16 protein-coding genes are annotated in these 18936 nt (G+C 37.9%); 5 read left to right on the top strand and 11 right to left on the bottom strand.

Annotated features, from left to right (window positions below; all coding sequences use genetic code 11):
* Window positions 1-7: 7 nt before the first annotated feature.
* Complete coding sequence (locus tag ACPDHL_RS09560) at window positions 8-6802, bottom strand: MBG domain-containing protein (protein WP_430532541.1); 6795 nt, start codon at window positions 6800-6802, stop codon at window positions 8-10.
* Between the two features lie 643 nt (window positions 6803-7445).
* Here ACPDHL_RS09560 and ACPDHL_RS09555 point away from each other — a divergent pair.
* Window positions 7446-7979 carry a hypothetical protein gene (locus ACPDHL_RS09555; RefSeq protein WP_430532540.1) on the top strand — a complete coding sequence of 178 codons (534 nt, stop codon included), beginning with the start codon at window positions 7446-7448 and terminating at the stop codon, window positions 7977-7979.
* A 128-nt stretch (window positions 7980-8107) separates the two neighbouring features.
* Here the strand turns inward: ACPDHL_RS09555 and ACPDHL_RS09550 are convergent, their stop codons facing one another.
* Window positions 8108-8836, bottom strand: coding sequence for a toxin-antitoxin system YwqK family antitoxin (locus ACPDHL_RS09550; protein WP_430532539.1), 729 nt, complete (start codon window positions 8834-8836; stop codon window positions 8108-8110).
* A 37-nt stretch (window positions 8837-8873) separates the two neighbouring features.
* Window positions 8874-9842, bottom strand: a complete 969-nt coding sequence (locus ACPDHL_RS09545) for a leucine-rich repeat domain-containing protein (protein WP_430532538.1) — start codon at window positions 9840-9842, stop codon at window positions 8874-8876.
* A gap of 179 nt (window positions 9843-10021) precedes the next feature.
* Here ACPDHL_RS09545 and ACPDHL_RS09540 point away from each other — a divergent pair, with 179 nt between their 5' ends.
* The 4 genes from ACPDHL_RS09540 to ACPDHL_RS09525 all read left to right on the top strand — a co-directional run bounded on the left by ACPDHL_RS09540 (window position 10022) and on the right by ACPDHL_RS09525 (window position 13227).
* Window positions 10022-10204 carry a hypothetical protein gene (locus ACPDHL_RS09540; protein WP_430532537.1) on the top strand — a complete coding sequence of 61 codons (183 nt, stop codon included), beginning with the start codon at window positions 10022-10024 and terminating at the stop codon, window positions 10202-10204.
* 307 nt (window positions 10205-10511) lie between these two features.
* A complete protein-coding gene (locus ACPDHL_RS09535; RefSeq protein ID WP_430532536.1) occupies window positions 10512-11468 on the top strand; it encodes a Fic family protein in 957 nt (318 codons plus the stop codon).
* 164 nt (window positions 11469-11632) lie between these two features.
* The gene (locus tag ACPDHL_RS09530) at window positions 11633-12535 is read left to right on the top strand and encodes an HNH endonuclease (RefSeq protein ID WP_430532535.1); all 903 of its coding nucleotides are present in this window, start codon (window positions 11633-11635) and stop codon (window positions 12533-12535) included.
* Between the two features lie 347 nt (window positions 12536-12882).
* Window positions 12883-13227 (top strand): hypothetical protein, encoded by a 345-nt coding sequence (locus ACPDHL_RS09525; protein WP_430532534.1) that lies wholly within the window; start codon window positions 12883-12885, stop codon window positions 13225-13227.
* Window positions 13228-13363: 136 nt separating this feature from the next.
* Here ACPDHL_RS09525 and ACPDHL_RS09520 read toward each other — a convergent pair whose 3' ends face one another.
* The 8 genes from ACPDHL_RS09520 to ACPDHL_RS09485 all read right to left on the bottom strand — a co-directional run bounded on the left by ACPDHL_RS09520 (window position 13364) and on the right by ACPDHL_RS09485 (window position 18920).
* Window positions 13364-14215 carry a hypothetical protein gene (locus tag ACPDHL_RS09520; protein WP_430532533.1) on the bottom strand — a complete coding sequence of 284 codons (852 nt, stop codon included), beginning with the start codon at window positions 14213-14215 and terminating at the stop codon, window positions 13364-13366.
* A 259-nt stretch (window positions 14216-14474) separates the two neighbouring features.
* Entirely contained in the window at window positions 14475-14807 is a 333-nt protein-coding gene (locus tag ACPDHL_RS09515; RefSeq protein ID WP_430532532.1) for a hypothetical protein, read from the bottom strand.
* Window positions 14808-14830: 23 nt separating this feature from the next.
* Window positions 14831-15148 carry a hypothetical protein gene (locus ACPDHL_RS09510; RefSeq protein ID WP_430532531.1) on the bottom strand — a complete coding sequence of 106 codons (318 nt, stop codon included), beginning with the start codon at window positions 15146-15148 and terminating at the stop codon, window positions 14831-14833.
* 5 nt (window positions 15149-15153) lie between these two features.
* Window positions 15154-15696, bottom strand: coding sequence for a hypothetical protein (locus ACPDHL_RS09505; protein WP_430532530.1), 543 nt, complete (start codon window positions 15694-15696; stop codon window positions 15154-15156).
* Window positions 15697-16133: 437 nt separating this feature from the next.
* Entirely contained in the window at window positions 16134-16415 is a 282-nt protein-coding gene (locus ACPDHL_RS09500; protein WP_430532529.1) for a hypothetical protein, read from the bottom strand.
* Window positions 16416-16418: 3 nt separating this feature from the next.
* Window positions 16419-17933: an RHS repeat domain-containing protein gene (locus tag ACPDHL_RS09495; RefSeq protein ID WP_430532528.1), complete on the bottom strand. Its 1515-nt coding sequence runs from the start codon at window positions 17931-17933 to the stop codon at window positions 16419-16421.
* Window positions 17934-18054: 121 nt separating this feature from the next.
* The gene (locus ACPDHL_RS09490) at window positions 18055-18444 is read right to left on the bottom strand and encodes a hypothetical protein (RefSeq protein ID WP_182648071.1); all 390 of its coding nucleotides are present in this window, start codon (window positions 18442-18444) and stop codon (window positions 18055-18057) included.
* Window positions 18445-18446: 2 nt separating this feature from the next.
* Window positions 18447-18920, bottom strand: coding sequence for a hypothetical protein (locus ACPDHL_RS09485; protein WP_430532527.1), 474 nt, complete (start codon window positions 18918-18920; stop codon window positions 18447-18449).
* Window positions 18921-18936: the final 16 nt, after the last annotated feature.

The following is an 18936-nucleotide window of genomic DNA, read 5'->3' as shown; positions in this document are numbered from 1 at the left end:
TTTTGTATTACTTGACGATAAATCGAACGGATTGTGGTTTTCCATCGACTTTAATCACCAAAATATAGGCACCTGCCGCTAGGTCAAACGGCAAGTCAATGACGGATACCGCCTGTCCTAACTGACCTTTGGTGATGAACTGTCCAAGGGTGTTGTAAATGGTGTACTCGCTTGTTTTAAACGCTGCTACAGGGTAATCAAATCGAACAGTCAAAGGTTTATTCTTATCGACTGGATTCGGATATACCGTCATGGCATAGGTGTTTTTGCGCGTCACTTGCATCGGACAGGTCGTGAATACTTGACCTCTACTAGTGTAAAGTACAGCGTAGTATGCTGCTGTAGGATCCAACAAATCACCCGATGTTCCTCCTTCGGAGAACAGCTGTTTGTCCGCTACTTTTTGTCCGTTTTTATACCATTCGTATTTTGAAAACACATATCCTCCATTAGTTTTGGAGTTGTTATTAACAAAAACAAGGTTGTCGTATTTCTGTAGCAAAACGCCCTCCCATGGCATTCTCTTTTCAATAATGACAGTATAGGTTTCTCGGTGAATACCATCTTCAGCAAGAACTTCTATTTCTTGTTTATAAGTGCCGTATTCAGGGAGCTCCACCACAATAGTGGAAGACGGGAAGACCAAAGTGCCTTCTGCTGTTTCAACTTCAATCAAAACGCTGTTCGTAAGTCCTTCACAACCAACCTCCACATATACTTCATGTGGAATCTTTCTATAGGAAACCCCATCAACAACTAAGTTTTCGATAGTCGTATCTCGACTTCTCACTTGGATAGTACGCGATACAGGAACTGCCGCTTGGTAATTGGCATTCCCCTCTTGATGGGCTGTTACCGTTACAAACCCCGGTTTTAAGAAGTAAATCACTCCTGCTGCATCCACTTGTGCAATAGCTTGTTCAGCTGGATCATCAATCGTATAGGTTACAGCTAAACCAGAACTAGCCACTGCTTGAAGTGGCAAAGATGGTGTATCTTCCAGTACCACCGTTGACACAACTCCAAAGCGAATGTATTGCTCTGCCGGTGTAATCGTCAAGGTGCCCACTAAGCGGAGGGGTTCATAGTTGGGTTCATTTGCAATAGTAGCCGCTACAGTATAACGCCCTACTTGGGTTTGTCCATTGTTTTCATAGGTTACTGTTGCCCCCGTGTCCAACGATCCTTCTACTTCTAAATACTGAGCCTCTCCATCGTAAACCACTGTTTTTGAAGGCAAGCTAAGCCCTTGTATTACAGCTCTCTTAATTTCGAAAGTAGCGGTTGTAAACGAACGAATGATATAATTCGCTCGTGGGGCAAGGCTGCCTTGTGTAATCGTATATTGACCTACTGCTTCACCTGCCTCGCGTTCTAACTGCCCCGTCATAACATTAGCGGGATAATCGCCACGACGCAATCCTTGAATAGTATACCTCAATACAGGGTCTGTTTGTCCATGACGCTTGTATTGCCCTGCATCAACAACAATATCGATTGAAGTAGGCGTAATCTCAAAACGCTCGGTTGTATCTAAGCGCAATACATAATTATTTCCAATACTTTCTAAGCTTCCTAAGGTGTAGGGATAACGACCTACATTTTCGCCTGTATTTCGACCTAATGCACCGCGTAAAGCCGTTGCTAGGGTATCTTCATTGCTTAATCCAACTGCAGTAAAAGTCAAGATAGGATCAGCAGTACCGTATTCTTTGGCTTGGTTCTGTTGCGGATAAATAACCAATTCAATCGGTGAAATGGTAAAATCTGCTCCTTCATACACCAAAGTATAATTCGCTGTTGCTGCTAAACTACCTTGATTAATTGCATAGGTACCCACTGCTTCACCCACCTGACGGCTAAGCTGTCCGGTTACTACCTGTGTGGTTTGATCTCCGTTTTGTAATCCCGTAACCGTATAAGTTAATACAGGATCCGTCGCTCCATACACTTTGGTTTTAGGCTCAGCCGTTACCGTTAAGATCGTTTCCGTTATAGTAAAATCAGCGCCTTCATACACCAGGGTGTAATTGGCATTTGCTACTAAACTACCTTGGTTAATCCCATAGATACCTACTGCTTCTCCTACCTGACGCACTAAGCTTCCGCTTATAACAGTAGCAGCATCGTCTCCTGTTTGTAATCCTGTAACCGTATAAGTTAATACAGGATCTGTTGCTCCATAGGCTTTGGTTTTAGGCTCCGCCGTTACCGTTAAGATCGTTTCCGTTATAGTAAAATCAGCGCCTTCATACACAAGAGTATAATTGGCATTTGCTACTAAGCTTCCTTGATTAATCGCATAGGTACCTACCGCTTCTCCTACCTGACGGGTAAGCTGTCCGCTTATAACAGTAGCAGCATCGTCTCCTTCTTGTAATCCTGTAACCGTATACGTTAAGGCAGGATCCGTTGCTCCATACACTTTGGTTTTAGGCTCCGCCGTTACCGTTAAGGTTGCTTCCGTTATCGTAAAATCAGCACCTTCATACACTAGGGTATAATTAGCTGTTGCTGTTAAATTGCCTTGGTTAATCGCATAAGTACCCACAGACTCCCCTACCTGACGCACTAAACTTCCGCTTAGAACAGTAGTAGCATTGTCTCCTGTTTGTAATCCTGTAACTGCATAAGTTAAGGCAGGATCCGTTGCTCCATACACTTTGGTTTTAAGCTCCGCCGTTACCGTTAAGATCGCTTCGGTTATGGTAAAATCAGCGCCTTCGTACACCAGGGTGTAATTGGCATTTGCTACTAAACTACCTTGGTTAATCCCATAGGTACCTACTGCTTCTCCTGACTGACGGGTCAGCTGTCCGCTTATAACAGTAGCAGCATCGTCTCCTGCTTGTAATCCCGTAACTGCATAAGTTAATACAGGATCTGTTGCTCCATAGGCTTTGGTTTGCGCTGCGGCAGTTACCGTTAAGATCGCTTCGGTTATGGTAAAATCAGCACCTTCATACACCAGGGTGTAATTGGCATTTGCTACTAAACTACCTTGGTTAATCCCATAGATACCTACTGCTTCTCCTACCTGACGCACTAAGCTTCCGCTTATAACAGTAGCAGCATCGTCTCCTGTTTGTAATCCTGTAACCGTATAAGTTAATACAGGATCTGTTGCTCCATAGGCTTTGGTTTTAGGCTCCGCCGTTACCGTTAAGATCGCTTCGGTTATGGTAAAATCAGCGCCTTCATACACTAGGGTATAATTGGGTGTTGTAGCTAAACTACCTTGGTTAATCCCATAGGTACCCACAGACTCCCCTACCTGACGCACTAAGCTTCCGCTTAGAACAGTAGCAGCATCGTCTCCTTCTTGTAATCCTGTAACCGTATAAGTTAAGGCAGGATCCGTTGCTCCATACACTTTGGTTTTTGTTTCCGCCGTTACCGTTAAGATCGCTTCGGTTATGGTAAAATCAGCGCCTTCATACACCAAAGTATAATTGGTATTTGCTACTAAACTACCTTGGTTAATCCCATAGGTACCTACTGCTTCCCCTACCTGACGGGTAAGCTGTCCAGTTAGCACTTCAGTTGCTTGATCTCCGTTTTGTAATCCCGTAACTTCATAAGTTAAGGCAGGATCTGTTGCTCCATAGGCTTTGGTTTGCGCATCTGCAGTTACGGTTAAGATTGCCTCAGTTATGGTAAAATCAGCGCCTACAAAAGTAATCTCATAATTAGGCCCTGCGGTTAAATTCTCTTGTTCTAAGGGATAAGTCCCTACAGCCTCTCCAGCAACTCTCCCCAGTCCAGTGACTATACTAGCGTCATCCTCATACTGTAATCCATCCACATCAAACGTAAATACAGGATCTGGATCACCATATACTTTCTGTTGATTCGCCTCTGCCGTAATCGTTAACATAGCTTTATTAACCGTTAAGGTAAAAACGACATCTGCAGCAGGTACATATTGTGCATCTCCTCCTTGACTCGCTGTAATACGCGTTGTACCCGCTCCTTTAATGACCAATTGTCCTTGCTCAAAAACAGCTACTGCTTCGTTTTCAACCTGATAACTCAACGGCAATCCACTATCCGATGAACCAGTAGTAAAAGGCAAATCCCCATAGTTTTTACTAAGGTCTGAGACTGTAATCACTTGGGTATCCGTTGGTGCTTGGGTAGTAAAAGTCAGAGGACCATATAAAGGACCACAAGGTTGAGCTTGTATATACACATCATAGGCGGTATACCCGCGTAAACTGCTGAATCCGTAGGAATGTCCTACTCCTTCAACAACGGTTCCTGTTCCTTGTTCAAACCCCCTTAATCCATATTCTATCGTAAAGGACGAAGCGGCTGAAGTAATCTGTAAGGTCGCTCCTTCTGTTGCCGTAACCGCTACTGTTGCATTCGCAATACTATGAGACGGCATGACAGTAACGACAACTTCTTCTCGTATCGCTTTACATCCCGTTTCAAAAATCCAATTGTAATAGCCCATATAATAAGAAAGCTGGTATTCATTGCCTGTAATAGAAGCTACTGCTGAGGAATAAGGATAGGACGCATAAGCTGCATTTCTAAGAATACCATCGACTGGTAAATTGGTCTCTATGGTGTAGTCTCCTGGTTCGAAACGAATATTAATAGGAACGACTTGTTTTTCTGCCGTTAAATCACCCACTGTGGTATAATTGATCTCCCCTATGGTGGCCCCTGTTCCTCCTCTTTGTACAAATTTCATTTCACCATATTGTCCAGCCGTAGTAGGATAAATATCAATACTCTTTAATAGGGTTGGTTCTAAAATCGTAAAATACACCCCCCACTCCTTAATCCAATTATTTCTTGACGGACCTACTTCTTCAGCATCTAAAGGACCAGTTGGAATTGTAGCCGTGTCAGGGGTAACAACTTGATACCAAAAGGAAGAAGTAGCTGATACTGTAGTGGTATAGGTATTTCCAGTGTGTATTGGCGTTGTGGCTGTTTCGGAATCGTACCAATTGACGATTCCTTGCGTGTCCACTTCTAAAGTAACCGCACGAGAACCACAGAACGATAAATCTGTAGGATCTGTTGTTAATTCATAGTCAGGATAATCACATAAGGTCGTAAAGGCTACCTTGCTCCAAGCACTTTCATCTGTTGTACTACAAAGGGATTGAATGTAAACAAGATAATCTGTTTCAATCGCTAATCCCGTTATCGTTTCTGATAAATTAGTTGTAGTTAGCGTACGAACTAACCCTGTAGCATCACCTGGACGCCCACTTGTTCTAACTTCAATTTTGTATCCCAAAGCAGGTGGATCTCCTTGTATCGGAGCATCCCAAACCACATGGGCCGAATTTTTACTAACTCGTTGTACGCGGCTATCTAGTGGTCGAAAACAGGTAGGTGCAGGTATAATTTCAACCCTATAATCCTCCGTTTCTCCATAAATACGGGACAGTCTACAAGGATCTAAATCAGCCCCAGGTTTATTGTGATGGTATTGTACTCTTAGTCGGTATAGACCCGGTTGTACAGTTGCAGGAACAGTAAAACTTGGAAAATAAACCGTGGTACTCGGTGATATCGTATTGCCAATTACACTCACTTGCTCATTAGCATCAAAAACAAGATTATTATTATAGTCGATCCAAATCGCAGCTCCGTGAAGTCCAGTTCCTCTTCCACTAGTCAAAGAAGCTACGTAGGCTTCCCCTATTTCTAGTACGGCAGGCTCAACTGTTCCAGCATAATTCTTATAGCCAGCTGTTCCTTCAGAAGTAACAGAATTGTTATTTAGATTGGACAGTGTAAAATTTAGAATCTCATCTGGATTATTTGTAGCTCCTGTCGGTATGCAATATCCTGTTCTAAATTGAAAAGGTCCTTCCCAGGTACTTACTCCATCTACAACACCACAATCCTGACGTACATAATAGTCGTAATCCCTATCAGCGGTTAGGCCCGTAAGTGTACCTCCATTAGCAAAACCGGGTACTAAAGTTCCAGCTGTTGCAATGGCAAAATTTCGGTCTCCCCATTTGATATCAAACGCATGACCTGGACTGTTCCAGGTCAACTCCACACTTGTTGCCGTCAAATTCTGAATGCCTAAATCTACTGGTTTTCTACATGTGGGCGTAATTTCACCGGATAAAGCAAAAATATTTAAAAATCCACTTGTTGAACTTGTTTTAATAACAGCCACTTGTTGAATGATCTTATCTTGATTCACCAGGTCAATATCAATGGCAACTTGAAATAGCTTAGGATTCGTTGTATTATTATCTGGATTTTCGCTTCCAGAACGAGGAACTCTTCCAATTCCTATAATGGCAATTGCCGGTCTCCCTTGATCATACCAATCGGGAACAGATTGCTCACCAAAAACTTGTTGCGTTCCATCTGTAAAAGTAATTGTTCCCGTAAACGTTGAAACGGAACTACCCGAAGTGGCTAAAATATAAAGTATACTAAGCTTCTGTGTAGTTTGAACAGTTAAAGTACCTGTTCCATTATCCGCATTAATCTTTAAGCTGTTCTTTTTATCGTAATCCGCTAGTTGAAAAGACAATCCAGGCGTAGCTGTAGCAATAGAATGAATTAATCCATTTTCTGGTAGTCCTACCGTAGCATCGGGGTAATTCTTACTCATAAACGCATTATTCGCACCAGAATTTGTTGCATCAACCGCTGCAGTAGTATAAGTCGATGCAGGCCCCTCCTCTGCAATAACATCTTCATTAAAACCAGAGGTAATCGCTAAAGGAGTATAACTTTGCCCTTGGGTTAGCTGGGCCGAAAAAAGCATACCCAATAGAAAGCCTATTAAAAGTAGTTTTTTGTTCATCATCGTTCGTTTAGTTCATGCTGTAAATCTCTAACTTAGCTAGGCCAATCCTTTGAGCCGTTACTAAGTAAAAAAAGCTATAATCTGACTCTGATCTAGTCTGAATCTGGGCCATAATTGGACGTGAAAATCCACATAAAAAAGCCCTAGTAAACGTCGTTTTTGCTTCATGCTATGTTCTAGTAAAGGGGATTAAAAATCGCATTCTTCGTTTTATATGTAGTCAACAAAGAACACAAATGAGGACAAGGTATTCCATTTTGTTAAAACAACGCTAATTTAGGGGGTGGACAAATAGGGGACATTTGCAAATATAGATCGCAATGGATTGATTTTTACACAGATACGAAGTAACAAAAAGGATCTATATCCGTTACTTTTCGGACACAAAAAGGCTAAAAAACGGCTGTAAAACAAAAAAAAACCTGCATAAAGGATATTATTTTACCATTACCTGCAGGACCTAATCCCTCCTATTCTGCCAAAAAATACTACCTTTGGTAAAAGTCGCCCCGTTATTTCGGATTGAGCGAACACTAGATTTGATGCGGATGTATACATGCACATTCTCGTTTAAATTATGTCACCCAAAACAAAGTACTATGTTCCCCTAGGTCCAAGACAAAATAAACTACATAAAACGATGAAGAAACTCCCTCGAAAGTTAACCAAAGCAAATATCGATGCTGCCATTACCGCTTACAAAAACTTACTAGATGAGATTCCGCTAACAATAGAAGCAGACAATCTTTTAGAACTAATGACCAAAATAAAAAGAGATAAAATTGGAGCCGGACCTTGGTCTAAGGTTTCTTTTTTTGAAGCGTCCAATCGAATTATGTCCGATTTAGTTATTCTCTATGGCGTAAAAAGTATATTGGATGGGAATTATGTGCATTTAACTCAATTCACTGAATTTGAGGTAGAATTTGGCAATGAAAATAAGAATGCGCATGATATTATTTCTCATGGTGAAAATACCATCTTGATTGGCGAAGCGTTCAATGTGGCGCCTTCTCTTTTTAATGCAAAGAAAAACAAGAGTATAAAAAAATTACAAAAAAGTGACCTTAAAGCTACTACACGCATTATCTTGTGTAATATGGATGCGCATAAAAGTACGCCTGTTCTCAGTGATGATACGATTGAAATTATCAAAGTTGATATTGCGTTATAACCTTATCCTCTACCTTACTCCACCGCTCTTGTTTTTATAGAAAAAAGGACAATAAATTCATGTTGAAATAAGAGTGATCCCAGCAACAGTCTTCGGATGGCTATTTCCGCTATCATACAGTGACCTGACTACTCCTTTTTACAGCTCTCCTTGAGTTCCCCGTCGATATACCACGCCTCTCCGATCAATTGTCCATCCCCATCATATCCCCTAACTACCCCATCTAATTCCCCATCCTTATAGCTCGCTTCTCCTGCTAGTTGCCCATTCTTGTGGTACTCTTTGCTTACTCCATCTAATTTCCCGTTGGTATACTGTGTTTCAACAGCTAGTTGTCCGTTTTCATGGTATCCTCTCGTTACGCCATCTTCTAGCCCATCCTTAAAATTTGTTTCCAGAATCAGTTGTCCCGTTTCGGTATACTTTTTACTTATGCCCTGTAGCTTTCCCGCTTTAAAGCTTGCGTCAATGGCTACTTGTCCAGTAGTATAGTACTCCTTTTTACTCCCGTCTACCTTTCCTTTCTTATACGTGGTTTCCATAAGTAGGTGTCCCTGTGGATCATATTCTTTCATGATTCCCTCTCGTTCACCTTGTACAAAATGGACGTCTATCTTTAGCTGCCCATCCGCATAGTAGCGTTTAGCAATACCCTCCAACTTGCCGTAGCTATATTGTTCCTCAACATCAACTTGTCCATTCGCATGATAACTCCTAGCGACTCCCGTAAATGCTTTGGTTTCATTCTTTTCATAGGTTACTCCATTGCGAACTTCAAGGTTGTCTATACGCCCTTCTTTTATACCACAACTCAGGCATACCATCACAAGTAATACGATGCTTACTACTCTTTTCATCTTTTTGTTTTTTCAGTTCTTTGTCTTTGCGTTTCGATTAAAAACGGCTCTTGTTGTGTCCTCTTCCAACGATATTCAATTGAGGTAGTTGTTGTTGTACATGATCTAGCTCTTCTTCGGCTAGATAATTAGCGACTATATTCAATTCTTCTAAGGCAGACAGTTGAGAAATAGTGGGTGGTAAATAATCCAACTTCATCCACGCGATTGTCAGTTTCTTTAGCTTGTGAAAGCGAGCAAAAACATCAGGTAGGGAATTTTTCTTTCCCTCGAAGGCAATTCGCTCTTTTTGATTCTTCGGATACCAACTGCTGATATCCAATGTTTCCAATTCACTCAGCTGGCACACTTGTTCTAAAACCTTTGAAAAGAGGGCGAATTTAGGTCTTAATTGTCCTTGTACCGTTTCTCCATCTACCACGAGATGACGCAGGTTCAATAAGCCTGACAAGGAAGGAAAATCGTTTAAATGCGTCATGGAGCACTTAATCTTTAGCACCTTTAATTGCGTAAGCCTATTGATTTCTTCACTTAATTCAGAAAAATTACACAGCGTCAATTCCAATGCTTCTAACTGTGTCATTTGATAGACAAAATCAGGCATGGGAATAGGCGGCTCTCCTTTTGGAGCATAATAGAGTGACAACGAAGTAACAGCTGAATCCTTCCATGCCTCTGGCAGGTGTAACAGGGCTTGATCACTTAGTTTTAGCGTCTTTAATTGGCTGAGTTTCGCTACACTTTCAGGTAAAAAACAATTGGTATTTAGTTCTTCCAACTGCTGTAGATGCGCGAGATCATCTAGGGTATAAGGCTCTTTCGTGGCGATAGTCAATCTTTTTACCTGAGGAAACTTCGTTAGATCCACCTGAAAGGCAGCAGCATTGTCAATAGACAAATCCTCTATTTCATTCAAATAGGGTTCTTGATATAAATCTAGTGTTGGTTTACTAAAAACAACCAGTGCTTTGCAAGCTGGCGTATAGGTATAAGTGTGTTTTTTCATGTGCTATGCCCTTGTTTTGGTTGAATATTCCTGTTGCTCATACGTTTTAATACACATCCTAATCGTGTGCCTACGATATGTCATGCAGGGATTTAATCAACCAGTGCGCGCTCGAGTAAGGCATCGAGCAGCTGCTTCTTTTCTTTTTTTGTAAAATTAGTTAAAAAAGACGGATTTCCTTGCCTTCTTTTCGAATTACCCCTTGTTCTTGTGGGACATGTTTGATGCAGGAAGAGGTGATAATCCGAACTCCAAGACGAGGCAACTGGGAGGAATGGAAATTTGGTATAGGAACAAATACGACGTCCTACCATGCCTCAGGTGCAACTACGAATATCCAGCTATCCGAACCTGGAACGTAAACCGTTTGGCTATAAATAACCACGCTAATGGTTATATCAATCAAACAACTACACTACCTCAACAATGCATTACCATAGCAAAAGAAAAGAGCCTATTTAATCATTTTAGAAGCAGATGGCCAACGTGTTGCCACAGCTAAACTAATTAAAAACTAATCCTAACACAGATTGATTTTCAATCAGTTATAAATCAAGAAGCGCTGTAGTTCTCCTACAGCGCTTTTTTATTTGAGGTTATTTTAATTCCTTACATCAGAATTCAAGATTAAAATTTTAACTTTGTTGATAGTATCAAATGATAGTATCAATGAAGCCTCCTTACGACATAACATCGGAAATAGTAAAGTATATCGCTTCGATCTCAGAAAAGATTGGAACGGTTAATGCAACCTACTTAATCAAGACTAATCCTACATTAAGGAAACAAAATCAAATTAAAACGATTCATTCTTCCCTTAAAATTGAAGGAAATACGTTAACTGAAGAGCAAATAACGGCTATTATTGAAAATAAAAGAGTAGTTGGTTCAGAAAAAGATATTCTGGAAGTACTTAATGCTTTAGACGTTTACAAGAATATAAGCCAATTAAATCCAAAAAAAGAAAAAGATTTTTTACATGCACACCACTTACTTTTAAAAAAATTAATCGATAAACCTGGAAAGTATAGAAAGCAAGGAGTCGGAATTGTTAAAGGTTCTAAAGTAGAGCATATTGCTCCTCCATTTGACAATGTTCCATTTCTAATGAAAGATCTTTTTGAGTATTTAAAAGACAAATCGGAATCAACCCTTATTAAAAGTTGTGTATTCCATTATGAAATGGAATTTATTCATCCTTTTTTAGATGGAAATGGAAGAATGGGTCGATTATGGCAAACACTAATTTTAATGCAAGATTACCCTATATTTGAATTTCTACCTTTTGAAACCTTAATTTCCAAAAATCAAGACGACTATTACCTCGCCTTAGCACAATCAGACAACGAAGGCAAATCGACTAAATTTATCGAGTATATGTTGAAAATTATAGATCATTCTTTAGCTGAACTAGTAGAACATTCAGTTCAGAAACTAACCCCGAACGATAGAATTATGCTGTTTCTAGAAAATAACAACAATACATTTAGCAGAAAAGATTATCTAAACTATTTTAAGGATATCTCTTCTGCAACGGCGAGTCGCGATTTAAAACAAGCAGTTGTAAACAAGCAAATTGTAAAAGAGGGGGATAAAAAAACAACCACATACAAAAAAATAATATAATTCGATTCAAGGTTTACCAGTCCTTTCTATGTCAGACAACCGTTTAGGAGAGTTATGAGAGATAGGTAAATCCTCTAAAAGAATAACTATCACAAACCGAAACGAAGTGTAGGTTTATCGAACACCAAAACAAAATATAAACTAAGTGAGATAAAAAACAAAACATGAGCAAACATACCGACGCTCGTATTTTCGCACAATTGATGCGGGATACAAAACTGCCAAACCAAATACAAATTGGAAATTTTATACTTGCAGGTACAAAAGGTGTGACGGATCACATACGATACAACCAAAACGACATTAATCTATTGCAAAATTATCACGACTATACTTTTCCTATTTTAGATGGTGAACTGCAAGTTTCCCTTCAACTGTATAAAAACACCAGCCAATTTTATCGGCTATTTTGCTTCACCAAGATCAATGGGAAACAAGGCCTAATCTTTTCTCTAAACCTAACGACAGAAAAGGAAAGTAAAAATGTCATTTACTTAACCCAAAAGATAAAATTTATTGAGCAGTATAAAGGCAGTGCTCAACTTGCTCAAGCACACCGCAGACAAAAACAACTTGTTTTTTGCGATATTTTACGCAAGCTCAACTATGACATAACAGACAATAACGATTTAATACTCGGCATTTTTGACCCCACTACCAAGCAACTAGTCAATACTTCACCTGAAAAATTTTTAAATGACTTTATTGTTGTGTCCCTATTAAAAGGGCATTTCCAAGGCAATAAAGGGTATCAGCTTGAAATTTTGCCCACTTACAATAAGTTAGACTATATATTCACGGGAAAAGACGAGGAAATTGAGCATTTGCCTTTGAAAGTAGTTCAAAATAAAAGCAAGCGAACGATTCCACTTGGACTGCGATACAAAGTACTAAAAAAAGACAATTTTAAATGTGTTGCTTGTGGACATGGTGCCCTAGACGGTGCAAAATTACACATTGACCATAAACTTCCCTTTTCACTGGGTGGTTTGACAGAGCTCAAGAACTTACAAACCCTTTGTAGTGATTGCAACATCAGCAAAAGCAATAAGTTTATTGACCAATAAAGATCAAAACCGATGTAATTGAACAATAGCATCCTGTCATGCATGCTGAAAAACGCGCGTATCTAGGACGCTATGGTTAGATAAGATCTCCTATATTTAGCACAAACTTCAGTTAGTTGCAAAAATAGGTTAAGCCTTCTCTTCTTCGTTTCCACCCCTATCCACTCTCTTTTACATCAAAAAAAGAATACTTACCTTTAGCACTTAAAGTGTATCGATCGACATCACCCTGTTGAAGATCCTCATTCATTAGCTATAACGAAGTTGTAACACCCGTAAACGTCTAGCCGTTCGGTTTTACACCTAAAAAAAGATTGCCTCATTTTTATCAATACAAACATTGAACCATGGCCTACTCCATCCCAAAAGAAGATATAATTCAATACAAACCTGAAGAATTAAAGCACTTTCATCTGTTCATTCATGAATATATAGACAACTTGCACTTCACCTTTAATCCTTCGGAATTCTTATCTAATGCGGACGAATACCTCGCTGTAGCTGCAACTTTATTCAAAGAAGCAGGTTGGCGTGGTGATGGAGAGATCCAACTCATTTGGGTACCTCCCTTTGTTTGGGAAGGCTTTTCACTTGGTGAAGCGGCTTATGGTCATGTAATTTGGCATGTGAAGCAAAATGAAGATGGCATTTCTTGGTTGCTTTCACCTGTCGAGTTTCCCTTAACCCAATAAATAACCCTATCCACCGTTTTTTGACGTAGCCTTATCTGATTCGAAAAAGAGTTTTTGTCGTGCAGCAAACACAGAAACGAGCTGTCATGCTACTGTTTCCTACCTTGGGAATGGAAGGACAAAAAATACTTGTATTTTACAGTTTTGTAATGGTTAAACTATACGGACTCGCCCCATAATTAGCGCCTAACCCTATTTTGGTCACATCATCACCCGCTGGGCTTGATACACCATTAGAGCTCGACATGGTTCGACTAAAAGCCAAAGAAAGCTTATCGCCTTGTTGCAATTTAAGGGTTACCGTTGGAAGAGAAACAATATTAGACTGATTGGACAATACATTCGTTAATATAGGTCTAGTCCCTGCAATTACACTATTGCCTTTCTTTAATTTTGCATACAAAAACACAAGCCTATGATAAGCTGGGATTTCAATAGTTTGTGTGGAAACTTTTGGTTTACCTGTAGTTGTGTATACCTCGGGAAATTCAACTGTAATTTTTTTATTGGTACTAGGGGTAGACATGATGATATTCAAATAGGCATTAATTTGATATGTTCCATCCTCTAGAATCACAATACTATTATTATCAACCGTTATTCCCAAATTATTCGGTGAGAGATCGGCTGTAGATAAAGGTACCGTTAAATCAGTATTTCCTTGGTTAAACAGTCCTGCGCTAGTTTCATCACTAGGCATGATATTATCATTATGAGCCGTTAATACCGAAATAGCAGCCGTTGGAATTGCTGGCGCAATAGTTCCGACCAAACCGCTTTCCTTATCGATATACAACGGTTTAATATGACCTTCATTTTCCAGATTATTCGTTTCTCTAATGGTTACTTTCCCATTGACATCTAGTGTAGTTTGAGGGGAACGCGTATTAATCCCAACAAATGCTTCATTATTTAGTGGCTGTTCTTGCGCATAACAAAATATGCCTAGCAAAAAAACAATTAACAAATATATCGTACTTTTATTCATAAATATACTATTTATACCCATCTAATTTAACAAAACAAATCAACATACCCAAAATAAATTAACTAATGAAGTATCATACAAAACCGAATTTCTTTTTATACTGCTTATGTAGGATACACGGAAAGTTAACCTGTTACAAAAAGAGTAACTTACTTCAGAATGAAATCAGGCTTGAGCATAAAAAAAGCAGTAGGGGAAGCCCTACTGCTTTTTGATTCTTCAATGTGTCAACGAAACTGTTAACTAAATTTCCCCAGTGCTATTTTGTATAAAAAAACCGATCATCAACACCATTCCCTTCATGATCTATTACATAAACATATTCTCCAATTTCTCTATCTTCTTTTCCTAGTAGTGTAAGAAATACTTCTATTGTGTAATCGGTTGTATTCTCATGAAACCAAAAAATCTGGATCTCTTTATTTTGCATTGTAATATCTGTAAAATATATCCCTAAATCTTCTTGAAGCTCATTTTCTATAGATTTATTATCAGGAACATTGATTAAATATCTAAACCCTTCTCTTGCTTCATCATAAAGTCTATCCATTTCTTCTGCACTTGGCATATTAAATAGTTTTTCACTCATCATATTAATTAAAATTTATTTTCGCATTAATCAAAAATTTCAAAAAAATATATTCTATCTTCAATGTAGTTTCCTTTCATATCCTCGAAATATAGAAATTCTCCTAAAAGAATACCTGAATCTCCAAAAAAATAAATTGTTATACATACTTTATAGTTTTCATAGTCTCTATTTAACCAAATCAAAGTTATTTTAGTATTCTTAAAACGTAAATCATTAATATCTTTCAAATATTTTGGTTCTATTTCATCTCCTATTTTTTTAATGTTTTCAGGCTGTTTAATCCAAATATTTATAAAATTTATTGCCTTACTATATAAGGCTCTCATATTTTCTTCATTCATACTATTTATCTGTTCTTTTTATGAGTCATTGGTGTCTCAAAATATATATGTCCATTCGCATTCGCATTACCATAAATTCTAAGGTCTTTAGACTTTTCTCCCATCATTTTTAATTTATAGGTATAGCCTGTAGATTGAGCTTCAGAAGCTGTTAATTTTATAATTCCTGAGTTTCCTTTGGGAGCAACGATACCTTTTGCAACAGCTCTAGCTATATCTTTTTGAACAGTTTTGTCAAATGACTGATAAACTGATCTTTTCACCCAACCCGTTACGCTCTTTGTTGCTATAGAAGCTTTACCCATTGGTATTATTCCTACCGCAGCCCATCCATAATCAGTAGCCATCATTGGATTACCATTTAAATCAGCCCCAGTAAATAATCCATAAACAATATCTAATGCTGCTTTAGTAGGTAACCAGTCATTGATATTATCAACTACTCTATACAACATATCCAAACCATCACCACTACCATCACCACCATAAAGTTTTCCTTCGCTATTTCTGCCTTTTGGAGGATCTGTATCTCCACCATCCGCTGTCATTTTATGTGCCGTATGATTCAACAAACTCACATAAAAAGCAGTTACCGCTCCTTCCCAGAAATTACCTCCTGTTAATACGGATACTCCACCGCCACAAACCTACTTATTACTCCAAATATAGCGGTTTTCGCAAAAACGAATTTCTTTTCAAATACTTCTTATCTAGTAAATACTGAAGGGTAGCCTGTTACAAAAGTTGAACGAATTAATGCATTAAGTTTATTAAATGTGTGTGTTTAAACAAAAAAAGCAGTAGGAAATAGATCTACTGCTTTTCTAAATTTATTACTTTTTAAATTATTTTTTTAAACTTCCCTGTATATACCTTGATAAATTAAATTCTTTACAAGAATAAAATATTATATGGAATTCTTATAACAATGTAATGTACTATTCTTGTACAACTATTATTTGTTAATTAATTGACCATTTTAATTCTAATCTCCGTAATTGATTTCAACTACAATACTATCTTTTTTAGTAAATACTATTTTATAATCATCAGATGCCGAACTAGGAGATTCGTAATTTTGAATAAATAAAGAATCATTCCAAAAAGCATTTTCAACTTTTAGTGGTTTATTATTCATAATACTATTTACCTCTCTATAGTGCATTCCTATCTTAACTTTCACTAAATCATTGTAATTTTGAACTACTTTACTACAATTAAAAAAAAGTCCAAATACAATAATAAAAATATATATTCTTTGTTTCATTCTCTATTTTTTACCAGTGCTAAATAGCACTTTATAATATACATCTATAAACCTTTTAAAATCATAAGCAAAACTAGATGAAGACCAATTACCAGAATGACGCATTTGGTAATAATAAGCTCCTACTCGATTTGAATAATAATCTTGTGGATCAAAAGCACTAGCTCGTGTTGAAGAATGAATATTCTGAATATGCTCGATTAAATTACCAACACTTTCACCATAACCATACCCTACTATTACTACATGTCTCATGTCCATTACCTTTCCATCCGGAGCTTGGACGTACCTCCATTCTGCTTTTGGTCCTAATGGTTGACCTTGTTTCCATCCTGCTTCAGTAGCTATCTCTTTCCAAGACATATCTTTATATCTCTCAGCCCACTCCTCTAAAGAATGTTTTACATTTGAAGAATGCTTTTTTAACGGATCTTCTTGATCTCCACCATCCGCTGTCATTTTATGTGCCGTATGATTCAACAAACTCACATAAAAAGCAGTTACCGCTCCTTCCCAAAAATTACCTCCTGTTAATACGGATACTCCACCGCCACTAACGGTAGAAAAAGAAACCATAGCTACAGAATTATCTCCTAAACTACCGCCGTATTCCATAAACCCAAAAGACAGCATACTACTTACTGCCGCTGATGCAAAGGAAGACCCGAATTTACCACCTTGAATAGCCGATATCGCTCCTTGACTTATTCCATGGGCTATTGCTTGTCCTACGGCTTGTTGTATGGTAACTATTGTACTTGCCCCTTGAGCAACCTGAAATAATTGTCCAACACCAAAACTAACGGCTCCACTGACTGCTCCAAATATAGCGCTTTTTGTAAAACCTTCGGCGGAGAAAGGCACATCTGCTAAAAGAGCGGTCATCGTATAAGTTGTCATAGCGACAACTGTACCAATAATTACTGCCGCAACAAACGAAATTTCTTCACCACTGGGATCCGTATATTTTAGTGGATTGTTCCATACATACCCATAGCGGTTAAAGTTTTGTGTATTTGAAGGGTCCTGTATATAATTATCAGGAGCCATAAATCTTCTCAACTGTGGGTCATACAAACGACCATTCATTTGAATGATATTGATTCCTTGAAGGTGTTCGTGTCCTGTATAACCTCGATCTGTAAATGTTAATTGATTCAGGACTTGTCCTTGTCCATCCATTATTTTTACAGCAGTTCCCCAAGCATCAAAATGTCTTTTTTCAACAATGGTTCCTACTTGATTTGTAATAGCGACAATACTAGACAAATAATCTCGGTGAAAATAATAGTATTGTGGAGCGTTAGCTTTGTCTCCTTTTGCTATTACCGTGGCATTATACGCATCCCCATCTACATAATACACATACTCTATATTCTGATTTTTTGTATTGTAGGTTATTTCTATACTACCATCTGAAGAATAATACCTTCTATACAAACTTTGCTCTTTTGTTGTAGCAACATTACCATAATACATTACGGTTCTATCACCAGCTCCATTGTATTCAAAGTACAAATCTTCTTTATTCTCTTCATGAATAGATACAGGACTTTTTAAAGCATTATACTCAACTTCTAAAATCTAAACTTCGATTAAGTCATAAATGAAAAACCCAGCCGTTGACTGGGTCTTGTGTTTAATCTATATACTTATTAACTTGGCTATTATATACTTCTTTAGATATAATTTTTTTATTAAACTTACACTCTAGCTCTTTCAATTGTTTTTCATATAATATTTTTTTAATCTCAGTCGGCTTTATATCCTCTGAAGTGAATAAAAGAATTGTTTCAACAATTTTTTTAAACTCTTCATCAGAAAGACCTATTTGATCAACATCAAAAAAATTAAATAAAAAAGAGTATTTATTTAATTTATCTTCATCAAATTCAAATGAATACCCTCCAATTTCACCTTCATCAATTGAATAAGACAAACCGATGAGTGAAGCGAAGTTCCTATCAAAATTTTTATTTTTTATTGAAAATAAAACTTCTTTTATGTTATTAAATTTAAAACGCTTCATAATTATCTAAATGTTTGAAAGAAATCATTACCATACTGCTTAACACCATTCCACCATAAATGAACTTTAGTACTGCCTTCAGTATATCCTCTATGTAAAAAAGTTCCAGTCTTAGTATAAGTATCGTGAAACCATCGAATCGTTTTCCCTTGTGCATTCAAATATTTTGTAGTTAAAGTATAACTTCCATTGCCATTTCTAGCCATAGTTTTAGTTGTGTATTTCCAAAAATCACCATATTTTTTAACTTCAACTAAACTTGTCCCTTCCCTAGCTAGCATTTTAGCAAGATATTTAGCCCCTTTACCAGGACCAAATTCGACTGCTCCACCTATTACGCCTGGTCTATCACTAAATATTCTCCCAAAGAGAGGTAATTTATTATATTGATCTAAAGTAAGACCATCACTATTTTTTGGTTCATACTTTGATACAGCCCCCTTACCTGTAAAATCTCCTTCGCCATTCTGCTCCATTGTTTCTACTTTATGC

Source organism: Myroides sp. C15-4 (assembly GCF_050522745.1).
Lineage (GTDB): Bacteria > Bacteroidota > Bacteroidia > Flavobacteriales > Flavobacteriaceae > Flavobacterium.
The sequence above is the reverse complement of the archived record's forward strand: the minus strand, read 5'-3'. Positions and strand labels throughout refer to the sequence as shown.

Bases quoted from the DNA above. Each gene is read 5' to 3' on its own strand.
- ACPDHL_RS09560 (WP_430532541.1), bottom strand. From the start codon at position 6,802: ATGAACAAAAAACTACTTTTAATAGGCTTTCTATTGGGTATGCTTTTT.
- ACPDHL_RS09555 (WP_430532540.1), top strand. From the start codon at position 7,446: ATGAAGAAACTCCCTCGAAAGTTAACCAAAGCAAATATCGATGCTGCC.
- ACPDHL_RS09550 (WP_430532539.1), bottom strand. From the start codon at position 8,836: ATGAAAAGAGTAGTAAGCATCGTATTACTTGTGATGGTATGCCTGAGT.
- ACPDHL_RS09545 (WP_430532538.1), bottom strand. From the start codon at position 9,842: ATGAAAAAACACACTTATACCTATACGCCAGCTTGCAAAGCACTGGTT.
- ACPDHL_RS09535 (WP_430532536.1), top strand. From the start codon at position 10,512: ATGAAGCCTCCTTACGACATAACATCGGAAATAGTAAAGTATATCGCT.
- ACPDHL_RS09530 (WP_430532535.1), top strand. From the start codon at position 11,633: ATGAGCAAACATACCGACGCTCGTATTTTCGCACAATTGATGCGGGAT.
- ACPDHL_RS09525 (WP_430532534.1), top strand. From the start codon at position 12,883: ATGGCCTACTCCATCCCAAAAGAAGATATAATTCAATACAAACCTGAA.
- ACPDHL_RS09520 (WP_430532533.1), bottom strand. From the start codon at position 14,215: ATGAATAAAAGTACGATATATTTGTTAATTGTTTTTTTGCTAGGCATA.
- ACPDHL_RS09515 (WP_430532532.1), bottom strand. From the start codon at position 14,807: ATGATGAGTGAAAAACTATTTAATATGCCAAGTGCAGAAGAAATGGAT.
- ACPDHL_RS09510 (WP_430532531.1), bottom strand. From the start codon at position 15,148: ATGAATGAAGAAAATATGAGAGCCTTATATAGTAAGGCAATAAATTTT.
- ACPDHL_RS09505 (WP_430532530.1), bottom strand. From the start codon at position 15,696: ATGACAGCGGATGGTGGAGATACAGATCCTCCAAAAGGCAGAAATAGC.
- ACPDHL_RS09500 (WP_430532529.1), bottom strand. From the start codon at position 16,415: ATGAAACAAAGAATATATATTTTTATTATTGTATTTGGACTTTTTTTT.
- ACPDHL_RS09490 (WP_182648071.1), bottom strand. From the start codon at position 18,444: ATGAAGCGTTTTAAATTTAATAACATAAAAGAAGTTTTATTTTCAATA.
- ACPDHL_RS09485 (WP_430532527.1), bottom strand. From the start codon at position 18,920: ATGGAGCAGAATGGCGAAGGAGATTTTACAGGTAAGGGGGCTGTATCA.